The sequence below is a fragment of the Myxococcus qinghaiensis genome (assembly GCF_024198215.1).
GTDB classification, from domain to species: Bacteria; Myxococcota; Myxococcia; order Myxococcales; family Myxococcaceae; genus Myxococcus; species Myxococcus qinghaiensis.
Window position 1 is genome coordinate 241,399 of sequence record NZ_JAKCFA010000002.1, and the last position, 14,919, is coordinate 256,317.

General features: G+C 70.6%; 1 protein-coding gene (only partly in view). It reads left to right on the forward strand.

Annotation, left to right across the window (positions count from 1 at the left end; translation table 11 throughout):
* The first annotated feature begins 71 nt into the window (after window positions 1–71).
* A protein-coding gene (locus LZ199_RS03660) for a non-ribosomal peptide synthase/polyketide synthase (protein WP_253992234.1) crosses the window boundary here: on the forward strand, window positions 72–14,919 show its 5' end (the start). The gene runs 28,403 nt beyond the window's last position; only the first 14,848 of its 43,251 coding nucleotides appear in the window; the start codon lies at window positions 72–74; its stop codon lies beyond the right edge, outside the window.

Genomic DNA, 14,919 nt, shown 5'->3' on the forward strand with positions numbered 1-14,919 from the left:
GGCCCGCGATTGTCGGCCTCGCCTGTTATTAAGCCGCCGGCCGCCATCAGCCCGACGAGCTCCACACCCCCATGCATGCTCCTTTTCGAATCCTCAATGACGCCCTCCGTGCGCGCGCAGTCGGAGAGTCGTCTCGGCATCCGCTCTACACCTTCCTCGGTGAGTCCGACGGCGACGAAGCCGCGCTGAGCGCCGTGGAGTTGGAGCGGCAGGCACGGCGCATCGGCGCCGCACTGCAAGCGCGGGGGGCCGTGGGGCAGCGCGTGCTGTTGCTCTATCCACCGGGGCTCGACTACCTCGCGGGTTTCTTTGGCTGTCTGTACGCGGGCGCCGTGGCGGTGCCGGCCTATCCGCCGGACCCGACGCGACTGGAGCGCACCCTCCCCCGCCTGCGCGCCATCATCCAGGACGCGGAGGCCACGGTGGTGCTCACCACGTCGGGCATCCTCGGGCTGGCGGACTTCGTCTTCGAGCAGGCGCCGGACTTCCGCGCGCTCCAGTGGTTGTCCACGGATGACCTGCCCGCGGGCGGCGAGGACACGTGGCGCGAGCCCGAGCTGGGGCCCGACACGCTGGCCTTCCTCCAGTACACGTCGGGCTCCACGGGGACGCCCAAGGGCGTGATGCTGTCCCACGCCAACCTGCTGCACAACCTGGGGCTCATCTCCGGAGCGTTCCAGGTGCGCCGCGACAGCGTGGGCGTCATCTGGCTGCCGCCGTACCACGACATGGGGTTGATTGGCGGAATCCTCCAGCCGCTGTTCGGCGGCTTCACCGTCACGTTGATGTCGCCGATGTCGTTCCTCCAGCGGCCCATGCGCTGGCTGGAGGCGGTGTCCCGCTTCCGGGGCACCGTGAGCGGAGGCCCGAACTTCGCCTTCGAGTTGTGCGCGCGTCGTGCGTCGCCCGAGGAGGTGAAGGCGCTCGACTTGAGCTCGTGGGAGGTGGCCTTCTGTGGCGCGGAGCCCATTCGCGCCGCGACGTTGGAGCGCTTCGCGGAGGTGTTCGCTCCCGCGGGCTTCCGTCGTGAGGCGTTCTATCCCTGCTATGGGCTCGCGGAGGGCACGCTCATCGTCACCGGTGAGGAGAAGGGCCGCGTGCCTCGCGTGCACCTGCTCGACGACGCCGCGCTGTCGAAGGGCACGGCCGTGCGAGCGGCCTCCGAGGCGGCGGGGGTCCGCGCGCATGTGAGCTCCGGCGCGACGCTGGCCGAGCAGCGCCTGCTCATCGTCGACCCCGAGACGAAGGTGCCTCGCGCCCCGGGTCAGGTCGGTGAGATCTGGGTGTCCGGTGGGAGCGTGGCGCAGGGCTATTGGCGCAAGCCGGAGCAGTCGAAGGAGACCTTCCAGGCCCGTCCCGTGGGCGCCGAGGAGGGGCCGGCCTATCTGCGCACCGGTGACCTGGGGCTGCTGCTCGACGAGGGACAGCTCATCGTCACGGGGCGGCGCAAGGACCTCATCATCCTGCGCGGTCGCAACCTGTATCCGCAGGACGTGGAGGCCGTGGTGGAGCGCGCGCACCGGCGCGTGCGGCCCGGGGGTGTGGCGGCCTTCGGCGTCGAGACGCCGGACGGAGAGGCGCTCGCGGTGGTCGCGGAGGTGGCGCGCGAGCTGGCCGAGTCGGGAGACACGGAGGCACTGGCCGCCGTGGCGGACTCGCTGCGACAGACCATTGCCCGTGAGCTGGAGGTCCAGCCGAGGACGGTGGCGCTGCTTCCGCCTGGCTCCGTTCCGAAGACGTCGAGCGGGAAGATTCAGCGCTTCGCCTGCCGCGCCGGACTCGCCTCGGGTGAGCTGACCGTGCTGTGGCGCTCGGACCTGAACCTCGGGGCGGCACCCGGGGCGACCCAGGACGCGGCGTCGGGGTCCGCCACCCGTGGACCTGTCTCCTCCGAGTCGGGCTCCGCGCCGTCCGCTGGCGTCAACGAGACCGCTTCCGCTCAGTCGGGCTCCACATCGTCTCCTGTCGGGAGCGAGACCGCTTCCGCTCAGTCGGGCACCGCGTCGGCGGCAAGCGCAGGCGTGGCTGCTTCCATTGATGCGCTGCAATCGCCCGCGAGGACTTCGGGGCCATCCACCGCTGAGCTGGAGCGCGCGCTTCGCGAGGAGATCTCCGCGGTACTAGGGGCCTCCGCGGGCACCGTGGAAGTGGATGCTCCGTTGACCCGACTGGGTCTGGACTCCCTGGGCGCGGCGGACCTCCAGGTGCGCATCGAGAAGCGACTGGGGGCTCGCGTCTCCGCCGCCACACTGCTCCAGGACGTCAGCCTCCAGGGACTCATCGCCGAGCTGGCGACGGGCGCCCAGGGTGCACTCGCCCCAAGCTCCGGGCCCGTGGCCCGTCGAAGCACGAGCACGGGGCCCGTGCCGGCCTCCTTCTCGCAGCAGCGGCTCTGGTTCATCCAGCAGCTCGAACCGGCCTCCACCGCCTACCACATCCCCCTGGCCTTCACGCTTCGCGGCCCCCTGGACACGGGTGCGCTGGAGCGTGCGATCAACGAGCTGGTCCGCCGTCATGACGTCCTGCGGACCACGCTGACGTCCCAGGATGGCGAGCTGCTCCAGCACGTCCACGCACCGACCGCCGTCGCCATCGAGCGCGTCGTCACCGACGCCGAGGACCTCGCGGACCGCGCCGTCATCCTGGATGCCGTGGCCGTGCGTGATGGCCGAAGGCCGATGGACCCCGCGACGGGGCCGCTTCTTCGCTTCAGCCTCGTGTGCTTCGCGGCGGAGGACCATGCCCTCGTCGTCTCCGTGCACCATCTGGTGGCCGACGGATGGACGGTGGGCCTGATGGCCCGTGAGCTGGCGACCCTCTACGGGGCGTTCAGCGCGGGGCAGCCCTCGCCCCTGCCCGAGCCGACTCTCCAGTACGCCGACTTCTCCGCGTGGCAGCGCGAGCACCTCACGCCCCAGGCACTCCGCAAGGAGCTGACCTGGTGGAAGCAGACGCTCGCGGAGGCTCCGTCGCTGCTCGCCCTCCCCACGGACAGGCCCCGGCCTCAGCGGCTCTCGTTCCATGGTGCGCGCCGCTCGCGCCTCCTGCCCGCTGCGCTGATGACGAAGCTCCATGCCCTGGGGCGACGTGAAGGTGTCACGCCGTTCATGAGCGTGGTCGCCGCGCTGTCCACCGTCCTTCATCGCTGGAGCGGTCAGGCCGACTTCGTGCTCGGCTCGGCCGTCTCCGGACGAGAGGTCCCTGGCATTCGCGGGCTGATGGGCGACTGCACCAACTTCATCCCGCTGCGGGTGCGGCTCCCGGCGGAGGCCACCGTGACGGGCCTGCTCGCGGCGGTGAAGCAGAGCACGTTGGGCGCGATGGCCCACGGCCATTGCCCGTTCGACCATGTGCTCGCGGCCGTGCAGCCGGGCTCGCAGCGGCGCGAGCTGTACAACGTCGCCTTCGTCCTGGACGACTACGACATTCCGCGCGACCTGGCCGTCGGCAACGGCCTGACGCTGGGCGTGTCGCTGCTGGACAACCGCACCACCGAGCTGGACCTGACCTTCGAGGCGGCCCACGGACCCGAGGGCCTGCTCATCGGCTGCAAGTACGCGGCGGACCTCTTCGACGCGGAGACCATCGACCGTCTGCTGGGCCACCTGGAAGTCGTCATGGGCGGCATGGTGGATGCCCCGGGTCAGCGCATCGCCGAGCTGCCGTTGATGACGGAGGCCGAGCGTCAGCACGTGCTGCATGCCTGGAACCCGCGTGTCGTGGCTCCGAGTGACGGCACGTTGGTGGAGCGCTTCGAGGCGCAGGTGGACCGCACGCCGGAAACCATCGCCGTCACCTTCGAATCCAGTCACCTGACGTACAGAGACCTGGATGCACGCGCCAACGGACTGGCCCAGGTGCTGCTGCGCCATGGCGTGGGCCCCGATGTCCTCGTCGGCGTGTGCCTGGAGCGCGGCCTGGACCTGGTGGTGGCCCTGCTCGGCATCCTCAAGGCCGGCGGCGCCTACCTGCCGTTGGACCCGTCCTACCCCAAGGAAAACCTCGCGTTCATGCTGGAGGACGCGCAGGCCCCTGTCCTCATCACGCAGACCTCGCTGGAGGACCGCGTGCCCGCGCCTGGCGCCGCCGTGGTGCGCCTGGACGCCGAGCCGTCCATCTCCGCCGCCGCGCCTCGTCCGCCGCGCTGCAATGCCCCGAGCGACCTCGCCTACGTCATCTACACCTCCGGCTCCACCGGGCGCCCCAAGGGCGTGATGGTGCGGCACGACAACGTCGTGCGCCTCTTCACCGCCACGGAGGCGTGGTTCCACTTCGGGCCCGAGGACGTGTGGACGCTGTTCCACTCCTACGCGTTCGACTTCTCCGTCTGGGAGCTGTGGGGCGCGCTGCTGTACGGCGGCCGGCTGGTGGTGGTGCCGTACTGGGTGAGCCGCTCGCCCGAGGCCTTCCATCGCCTGCTCGCGGACGAGCACGTCACCGTCCTCAACCAGACGCCCACCGCGTTCCGTCAGCTCATCCACGCCGAGCAGCAGGCCGCCGCACGCGGTCCGCTCCCCACGCTGGCCCTGCGCTACGTCGTCTTCGGCGGTGAAGCGCTGGACCTGGCCGCGCTGCGCCCGTGGTTCGAACGACACGGCGACGCGCGTCCGACGCTCGTCAACATGTACGGAATCACCGAGACGACGGTCCACGTCACCTACCGCCCCGTGCGGATGGAGGACGTGGAGCGCCCCTGGTCCAGCGTGATTGGCGCGCCGATTCCGGACCTTCAAATCTACCTGCTGGACGCGCTCGGCCAGCCCGTGCCCGTGGGTGTCCCGGGAGAGATTCACGTCGGTGGCGCGGGCGTGGCCCGTGGCTACCTGCGGCGTCCCGAGCTGACCTCCGCGCGCTTCGTGGAAGACCGCTTCGGCCCGGTGCGTGGACGTCGGCTCTACCGCGCGGGAGACCTGGCGCGACGCCTGGCCAATGGAGACCTGGAGTACCTGGGCCGCATCGACAACCAGGTGAAGATTCGCGGCTTCCGCATCGAGCTGGGGGAAGTCGAGTCGGCGCTGAGCACACATCCCTCGGTGCGCGAGGCGGTGGTGATGGCGCGCGAGGACTCGCCCGGAGACAAGCGCCTGGCGGCGTACGTCGTCCTGGGGGACCTGGACACCACCGGCACCGTGGAGCAGACGGCGCAGTGGAAGGCCGTCTACGACGAGACCTACGCCCAGGGGGAGCGCAGCGAGGACCCCACCTTCGACATCTCCGGCTGGAACGACAGCTACACCGGAGGTCCGCTCCCCGCGCCGCAGATGCGCGAGTGGGTGGACACCACGGTGCGCCAGATTCTCGCCCTGCGTCCTCGCCGGGTGCTGGAGCTGGGCTGCGGCACGGGCTTGCTGCTGTACCGGCTGGCGCCTCGGTGCGAGGCGTACTGGGGCGTCGACTTCGCTCGGCCCGCGTTGGATCGCATCGAGCGACAGAAGGAGCGCCTGGGCGAGTCCCTCCGCTCCGTCTCCCTGCTCCACCGGAGCGTGGATGACCTGTCGGGAATCGAGCCCGCTTCGTTCGACACCGTCATCCTGAACTCCGTCATCCAGTACTTCCCCAGCGGCGACTACCTGCTCCAGGTGCTGCGCGGAGCGGTGGCCGTGTTGAAGCCCGGGGGCCGCATCTTCCTGGGCGACGTGCGCAACCTGGAGCTGCTGGAGTCCTTCCGTGCCTCGGTGCGACTGCACCGCGCGCCGCCGAACCTGCCGACGTCACAGCTCCAGTACCGCGTGCAGCGTGACGTGCTGGCGGAAGAGGAGTTGGTCCTCTCGCCCACGTTCTTCACCTCGCTGCCGGCGCGGGTGCCGGGCATCTCCCGGGTGGAGGTGCTGCCCAAGCACGGGCGCTACGACAACGAGCTGAGCCGCTTCCGCTACGAGGTCATCCTCCACGTGGGCGAGGCCACCTCGGCTTCGCGTCCCGAGTGGGTGGACGGTGGCGCGCTGACGCTGGAGGCGCTGCGCCAGAAGCTCGAAGGCCAGCCCTCACTGCTGGCCGTGCGCGGCCTGCCCAACGCCCGCGTGCTGGATGACACGCGACTGGTCTCCCTGCTGTCCGGCTCCGGCCGACCGCCGACCGTGGGAGCGCTGCGCGAGGTGCTCCGCGACTGGCCCGGCTCGCGAGGCGTGGAGCCGGAGGACCTCTATGCCCTGGGCGGAGTGCTGGGCTACGACGTGAGGGTGAGCTGGGCCGGCGCGCATGCGGACGGCTCGCTGGACGTCGTCTTCACCCGGGCCGGTGAGTCCGTGCTGCTCGACCTCACACCGGAATCTTCCGGCGAGCAGGTCCCCGTTTCGAAGCTCGCGAATGACCCGCTGCGCGGGGCGCGAAGCGCTCGTGAAGTGGCACGTGTCCGTCAGGCCCTCACGGAGCGCTTGCCTCCGCACATGGTGCCGTCGGCCTTCGTCGTGCTGCCGTCGCTGCCGCTGACTCCCAGCGGCAAGGTGAATCGTGGCGCGCTGCCCGCTCCGGAGGCGGACCGCTCCGTCATCGAAGACGAGTACCTGGCGCCGCGAAACCCCACCGAGGAGGCCATCGCCCGCATCTTCTCCGAGGTGCTGGGCCACTCCCGCGTGGGTGCGCGAGATGACTTCTTCGCGCTTGGCGGCCATTCATTGCTGGCCACGCAGGTGGTGACGCGGCTGCGCGCGCAGCTGGGCGTCTCGCTGTCCCTTCGCGCCCTCTTCGAGGCCCCCACCGTCGAGCGGCTCGCCGAGCGCATCGCTCCACTCCAGGGTGTGGCGTCAGTCGAAGCAGTGCCCCTGGAGCGACTGGCTCGCTCTGGAGCGGTGGACGCGCTCGCCGTGTCGTTCGCGCAGCAGCGCCTGTGGTTCCTGGAGCAACTCCAGCCCGGACAGGCCGCGTACAACATCCCCGTGGCCCTGCGGCTGACGGGACGACTCGACGTCGAGTCCCTGCGCCGGACCTTCGCGGAGGTCGTCCGTCGACACGAGCCGCTGCGGACAACGTTCGCTTCGCGCGATGGCCAGCCCGTGCAGCTCGTCCACCCGGCGCCCGAGTCCTGGACCCTGGCCGTCGAGGACCTGAGCACGCTGGAGGCGTCCTCACGAGAGGCCGCAGTGAAGCGCCGTAGCTCCGAGGAAGCGCACCACGCGTTCGACCTGGAGCACGGCCCGCTGCTGCGCACGGCGCTGCTCCGACTGGGCGCCGAGGAGCACCTGCTCCTCTTGTGCATGCACCACATCGTCTCCGACGGTTGGTCCATGGGCGTGCTCGTTCGCGAGGTCGCCATGCTCTACGCGGCCCTCTCCTCGAATCGCCCGGCCACCCTGCCCACGCTGCCGGTCCAGTACGCGGACTACGCCGCGTGGCAGCGACGCCTTTTGGAGAACACCGCCGAGAGCACCCAGCTCGAAGCATGGCGCGCACACGTCCAGGGCACACCCGTCCTGGAGCTTCCGACGGACTTCTCGCGTCCCGCCGTGCGCACGTCGCGCGGTGCGACCGAGTTCTTCACGGTGCCCGCCGACCTGGTCTCCAAGCTGGAGAAGCTGGGTCAGGCCGAGGGCTCCACGCTCTTCATGGTGCTGCTCGCGGGCTGGCAGACGCTGCTCGCGCGGTACTCCGGTCAGACGGACTTCTGCGTGGGCACGCCCGTGGCCCATCGCACGCGGCCGGAGCTGGAAGGGTTGATCGGCTTCTTCGTCAACACGCTCGCGCTGCGTGCACGACTCGAAGGCGACCCGAGCTTCGTGGAGTTGTTGAGCCGGGTGCGCGAAGAGTCCCTCGCGGCCTTCGCGCACCAGGACGTGCCGTTCGACAGGCTCGTCGAGGCGCTGGGCGGAGAGCGCGACCTGTCACGCACGCCCGTGTTCCAGTCGGTCTTCGTCCTCCAGAACGCTCCATTGCAGCCCCCGTCGCTGCCGGGCCTGAGCGTGGACCTCCTGCCCATGGCGACGGACACCTCGAAGTTCGACGTCACCGTCTCATTGATGGAGCGCGCGGGCGCCCTCGCGGGTCAGCTCGAATACAGCCTGGACCTCTTCACGCCGGACACGGCGCGGCGCCTGGTCGACCACTTCCAGCGCCTGCTGCGCGGCGTTTTGGAGGATGCTCGACGCCGACTCTCCGCGCTCCCGCTGATGTCCGAGGCCGAGCGTCACCAGGTCCTCGTCACCTGGAATGACACCCGCGCCGAGTACCCGTCGGAGACCACCCTCCACGAGCGCATCTCCGCTCACGCGCGGGCCACTCCGGACGCCGTGGCCGTGGTGCACCAGGGCCACAGGCTCAGCCATGCGGAGCTGGAGGCACGCTCCAACCAGCTCGCCCGCCACCTCCTGGCGCGGGGACTGGGGACGGAGCCGCGCGTGGGCCTGTGCCTGCCGCGAAGCACCGAGCTCATCATCGCCATGTTGGGTGTCCTGAAGGCCGGTGGCAGCTACGTGCCCCTGGACCCGGCGTGGCCCGAGCAGCGACTCGCGTTCGTCGTCGCGGACGCCGGCCTCTCCACCGTGCTCACGCTGGAGTCTGTCGCCTCGGTGCTTCCGTCCGGGGTGCCTTCACGCGTGTGCCTGGACTCCGAGTGGGAACACATCGCGCGCCAGTCGTCGGACGCGGTGACGCTCCCCACGAGTCCGGACCAGCTGGCCTACGTCACGTACACGTCCGGCTCGACGGGCATGCCCAAAGGCGTGGCCGTCACCCACCGGGCCGTGCTGCGACTGGCGTCCGGCATGAGCCTCGCCTCGGGGCCCGAGGACGTCTCCCTCCAGATCTGCGCGCCCACGTTCGACCCGCTCGCGCTGGAGGTCTGGACCACGCTGCTCGCCGGCGCACGCCTCGTCGTTTACCCGGCCCACACGCCCGAGGTGACGGAGGTCGCCCGCCTCATCGTCGAGGAGCGGGTGACCTCCGCCGTCCTCGCCACGGCGTTGTTCGACGTCATGCAGCAGCAGCAGCCGGAGGCCCTGGCCCGCGTGTCTCGCCTGATTGTCGGCGGAGACGTGCTGCCCGTGCCTCGGGTGCGAGAACGACTGGCGCAGGGTCGCTCCATCATCAACGGCTACGGCCCCACGGAAGCCTCCGTCGCGGCCACCCTGCAGCTCCTGAATCCACGGGACACGCTGGGCGACTCCATTCCCATCGGTCGCCCCCTGGCCAACACCCAGGTCTACGTCGTGGACCCGAGCCTGCGGCCCGTACCCGTGGGCGTTCCGGGTGAGCTGCTCATCGGCGGCGCGGGACTCGCACGCGGCTACCAGGGCCAGCCCGCGCTCACCGCCGAGCGCTTCGTCCCCAACCCCTTCGCGTCCACGCCCGGTGAGCGGCTGTACCGCTCTGGAGACCGCGCGCGCTGGCGTCAGGACGGGACGCTCGAGTTCCTGGGCCGCATCGACTTCCAGGTGAAGGTGCGGGGCTTCCGCATCGAGCTGGGTGAAGTGGAGTCCGCGCTGCGTGCGCACTCCGACGTCACTGAGGCCGTCGCGCTGGTCCGCGAGGACGTCCCCGGAGACAAGCGACTGGTTGCCTATATCTCTCCGGCCACCGTGGACACGGGCTCGCTGCGCGCCCACCTGCGTCAGCGCCTCCCCGAGTACATGGTGCCAAGCGCCTTCGTCGCGCTGGACGCCTTGCCCCAGACGTCCCACGGGAAGGTGGACCGCAAGGCCCTGCCGACTCCGGACTTCGCCTCCGGGGCCTCGGACTTCGAGGCGCCTCGGACGGACCTGGAGCGTCAGCTCGCGGAGGTGTTCCGCGAGGTCCTGCGCGTGGAGCGCGTGGGACGACACGACGACTTCTTCCTGTTGGGAGGGCACTCGCTGCTGGCCACGCAGGTGGTGACGCGACTGCGCGCACGGCTGGGAGGCACTCTGTCCCTGCGAGCCTTCTTCGAGGCGCCCACCGTGGCACGACTCGCGGAGCGGCTCGAAGCCTCGCTCACGGAGACCGCCGCCGCGCTGCCTCCCCTGGTCGCCCTGCCCCGAGGCTCCGAGGGAATGGAGCTGTCCTTCGCCCAGCAGCGGCTGTGGTTCCTGGACCAGCTCCAGCCGGGCCTCGTCGCGTTCAACATGCCCGCCGCGCTGCGCCTGCGGGGGGCGCTCCAGGTGGACGTGCTGCGCCGTGCCTTCGGGGAGGTCTCTCGTCGTCACGAGGCGCTGCGCACCACCTTCACGTCCCGCGAGGGACAGCCCGTGCAGCACATCCATCCGGCGCCCGAAGCCTGGGCCCTGGAGATCGAGGACCTGAGCGCGCTGGAGCCCTCCGCGCGTGAGGCCGCCGCCGCGCGGCGCATCAGCGAAGAGGCGCACCGTCCCTTCGACCTGGAACACGGCCCGCTGCTGCGCACCGCGCTGCTGAAGCTCGGAGAGCAGGAGCACGTCCTCTTGCTGTGCATGCACCACATCATCGCGGACGGCTGGTCCGTGGACGTGCTGGTGCGCGAGGTCGCCGAGGTCCACACCGCGCTCCTGGAGAACAGGAGCCCGGCGCTTCCGGAGCTGCCGGTGCAGTACGCCGACTACGCGGCGTGGCAGCGGCGCGTGCTGGAGGACAGCACCGTGAGCGCGCAGGTCGATTGGTGGCGCGCGCGACTCGACGAGGCTCCGGTGCTGGAGCTTCCCACGGACCATGCACGTCCCGCGTCCCGGAGCTTCCGGGGCGCCATGCACTCCTTCACCCTGCCCGCGGAGCTGGTGTCGGGGCTGGAAGTCCTGGGCAGAGAGCAGAGCGCCACGCTCTTCATGGTGCTGATGACCGGCTGGCAGGCGTTGCTGGCGCGGTACTCCGGGCAGCGTGACTTCACCACCGGCACCACGGTGGGCCACCGCGAGCGGCCCGAGCTGGAGGGGTTGATCGGCTTCTTCGTCAACACCGTCCCGCTGCGCTTCCAATGGAACGACGAGGACCCCACTGTCACCACCATGGTGCAGCGGGTGAGGGAGGTCGCCCTGGCGGCCTTCTCGCATCAGGACGCGCCGTTCGACCGCGTGGTGGAGGCCCTCGGTGGCGAGCGGGACATGTCGCGCACGCCGCTGTTCCAGACCCTCTTCGTGCTCCAGAACACGCCGATGCGGGCCCCGTCGCTCTCGGGCATGCAGGTGGACCTGCTGCCGTGCACGACGGACACCGCGCGCTACGACCTCACGCTGTCCCTGATGGAGCGGGAGGGCTCGCTGGAGGGGCAGCTCGAATACAGCACCGAGCTCTTCACCGAAGCCACGGTTCGCCGGATGGCGGAGCACCTGCGCGTGGTGCTCGACGCGGTGGCGCGAGGGAGCCGGGAGCAGCGACTCAGCCAGCTGCCCCTGATGACCGAGGCCGAGCGTCATCAGCTCCTCCACGTGTGGAACGACACTCGGGTGGACCTGCCTGAGGTGGCGACGATTCCCGCGATGTTCTCCGCGCAGGTCTCCCGCACTCCGACGGCCGTGGCCGTGGAGCATGAGGGCCGGACCCTCACGTACGTGCAGCTCGACGAGCGCGCAAACCAGCTCGCGCACCACCTGCGCACGCTGGGCCTGGGCGCGGAGTCGCGCGTGGGCGTGTGCCTCCATCGAGGACTGGAGATGGTCGTGGGGGTGCTCGGCATCCTCAAGGCCGGTGGCTGCTACGTGCCGTTGGACCCGTCGTACCCGGCACACCGGCTCGCGTTCCTGTTCGAGGACTCGGGCGTGGCGGCGGTGCTCACGCAGGAGTCGCTGGCGGACGAGCTGCCCGCGGGCTCCCAGCCCCTGGTGTGCCTGGACTCCGAATGGAGCGTCATCGCGCGGCAACCCACTCACGCGGTGAGCGCGGACATCGGACCGGACCACCTCGCGTACGTCACGTACACCTCCGGCTCCACGGGGACGCCCAAGGGCGTGGCCATTCCCCACCGGGGCGTGGTGCGCCTGCTGACGGGCGCGCGCTTCGTCGACCTGGGCCCCAAGGAAGTGGTGCTCCAGCTCGCGCCGCTGGCGTTCGATGCATCCACCCTGGAGCTGTGGGGTGCGCTGCTGTACGGCGGCCGGCTGGTCATCTACCCGCACGCGACGACGGACCTGAAGGAGCTGGGCCAGGCGCTGGTCCAGCACGAGGTGTCCCTCCTCTGGTTGACGGCCGCGCTGTTCGACCAGATGCAGCAGCACCAGCCGGAGGCCCTGGCCCGGGTGCCACAGCTCCTCGCGGGAGGCGACGTGCTCTCCGCGCCTCGTGTGCGCGAGCGACTGGCCAGCGGACGGGGCCTGGTGAACGGCTACGGCCCCACCGAGGGGACCACCTTCACCGCGTGCCACCGGCTGGCACCGGGTGACGAGGTGGGCGCGTCCGTCCCCATCGGCCGGCCCATCGGAAACACCCAGGTCTTCGTGCTCGACCAGGACCTGCAGCCCGTGCCCGTGGGCGTGCCGGGAGAGCTGTTCATCGGCGGAGACGGTCTGGCCCGAGGTTATCTGGGTCAGCCCGCGCTCACGGCCGAGCGCTTCGTTCCCCACCCCTTCGCCTCCACGCCGGGCGCGCGGCTGTACCGCTCTGGAGACCGGGTGCGCTGGGCCGAGGACGGCACGCTCCGCTTCCTGGGCCGCACGGACTTCCAGGTGAAGGTGCGCGGGTTCCGAATCGAGCTAGGCGAGGTCGAAGCCTCGCTGCGTGCCCATCCGGGAGTGCTCGAAGCCACGGCGGTGGTGCGCGAGGACTCGCCGGGGGACAAGCGACTGGTGGCGTACGTGGTGCCCGCGACGCTGGAGAGCGGCGCCCTGCGGGAGCACCTGCGTCGGCAGTTGCCGGAGTACATGGTGCCGACCGCGTTCGTCGCGCTCGACGCCCTGCCCCTGTCTTCCAACGGCAAGGTGGACCGCAAAGCCCTGCCGGCGCCGGAAGTGACCTCGCCGTCGCCGGTGTCCGAGGAAGCCCTCCCCCTCCTCCAGCAGCAGCTCGCGGCCCTGTTCCGCGAGGTGCTGAAGGTGGACCGGGTGGGACCGGATGATGACTTCTTCGAGCTGGGAGGCCATTCACTGCTGGCCACGCAGCTCGTGACGCGAGTGCGCGCGCGGCTGGACGTGGACCTGCCGCTGCGCGTGTTGTTCGAGGCTCCCACGCTGGCGGGGCTCGCGCAGCGCATCGAAGCGCTCATGATGCAGGCCTCGCGCACGTCGATGCCGCCGCTGCTGACGGTGGCCCGCGACGAGGCGATGCCCCTGTCCTTCGCCCAGCAGCGCATGTGGCTCCTGGACCAGCTCCAGCCGGGCCAGGCCATCTACAACGTGCCGGTGGCGCTGAAGCTGTCGGGCACGCTCGACGTGGACGTGTTGAGGGAGACCTTCGCCGCGCTGGTCCTCCGGCACGAGGTGCTCCGCACCACCTTCGCCGCCCGCGAGGGCCTGCCGTTCCAGCGCATCCAACCCGCGCCGACGCGCTGGTCCCTGCCTGTCGAAGACCTGAGTGCACTGGCGCCCACCCAACGCGAGTCCGCGCTGCGTGCACGGATGAGCGAAGAGGCGCACCACCGCTTCGACCTCCAGCACGGCCCGCTGCTGCGCACGGTGCTCGTGCGCACCGAGCCCACCGAGCATGTCCTGTTGCTGTGCATGCACCACATCGTCTCGGACGGCTGGTCCATGGGCGTGCTGGTGCGCGAGGTGGCCGCGCTCTACGAGGCCATCGCCGAGGGTCGTGAGCCCACCCTGCCCGCGCTGCCCGTGCAGTACGCCGACTTCGCGGCGTGGCAGCGGCAGTGGGTGAAGTCCGAGGGAATCCAGGGCCAGCTCGAAGCCCTGCGCGCTCGCTTCATCGGAGCCCCCGCGCTGGAGCTTCCGGCCGACACCGTGCGTCCCGCCACGCGGACGATTCGGGGCGGCAGTCACTTCTTCACGCTGCCGCCGGAGCTGGTGGCGGAGCTGGAGAAGCTGGCTCGCGCCGAAGGGGCCACGCTGTTCATGGTCCTGCTCGCCGCGTTCGAGGTGTTGCTGGCGCGCTACTCCGGCCAGCAGGACTTCTGCGTCGGAAGCCCCGTGGCCCAGCGCACCCGGTCCGAGCTGGAGCCGCTCATCGGCTTCTTCGTCAACACGCTGGTGCTGCGCGCCCGCGTCGACGGCAACCCGACCTTCACGGAGCTGGTGGCGCGAGTCCGTGAGGAGTCGCTGGCCGCCTACGTCCATCAGGACGTGCCGTTCGACCAGCTCGTGGAGTCGCTCGGGGGTGAGCGCGAGGGCCGCAGGTCTCCGCTCATCCAGGTCATGTTCGCGTTGCAGAACGCGCCCATGCAGCCCCCCGCGCTGCCCGGCGTCCGCGTGGACATCCTGAAGACCACGACGGACACCGCGCGGCTCGACCTCACGATGTCCCTGATGGAGCAGCAGGACGGCGGACTCGACGGTGCTCTGGAGTTCAGCCTCGACCTGTTCTCCCCCGCCTCCGCTGAGCGACTGGGCCGACACTTCCGCGTCCTGCTGGAGACCGTGGCTCGTGATGCCAGCCGGCCCATCGGACAGCTTCCGTTGATGGGTGACGAAGAGCGGCGTCAGGTGCTGGTGGAGTTCCAGGGCCGCGCCGAGCCCTTCCCTCGCGACGTCTCCCTGCACTCGCTCATCGAGGCCCAGGTCCTTCGCACTCCTGGCGCGGAAGCCATCCGCTTCGAGGACTCCGCGCTCTCCTTCGCCCAGCTCGACGCTCGCGCCAACCAGCTCGCCTGGCACCTGCGCTCTCTCGGTGCTCGCCCCGGCGTCCTCGTCGGCGTCTGCCTGGAGCGCTCGCTCGACCTCGTCGTCGCCCTCCTCGCCGTCCTCAAGTCCGGAGCCGCCTACGTCCCCCTGGACCCGGCCTACCCCCGCGAGCGCCTCGCTGGAATGCTGGAGGACGCGGACGCTCCCGTGCTCCTCACGCATGAGCACCTGAAGTCCGTCCTCCCGCCTCACGCCTCTCGCGTGCTGTGCCTCGACTCCGACTCGGCCGCCGTCTCACGCCAGCCCTCGACGACTCCCT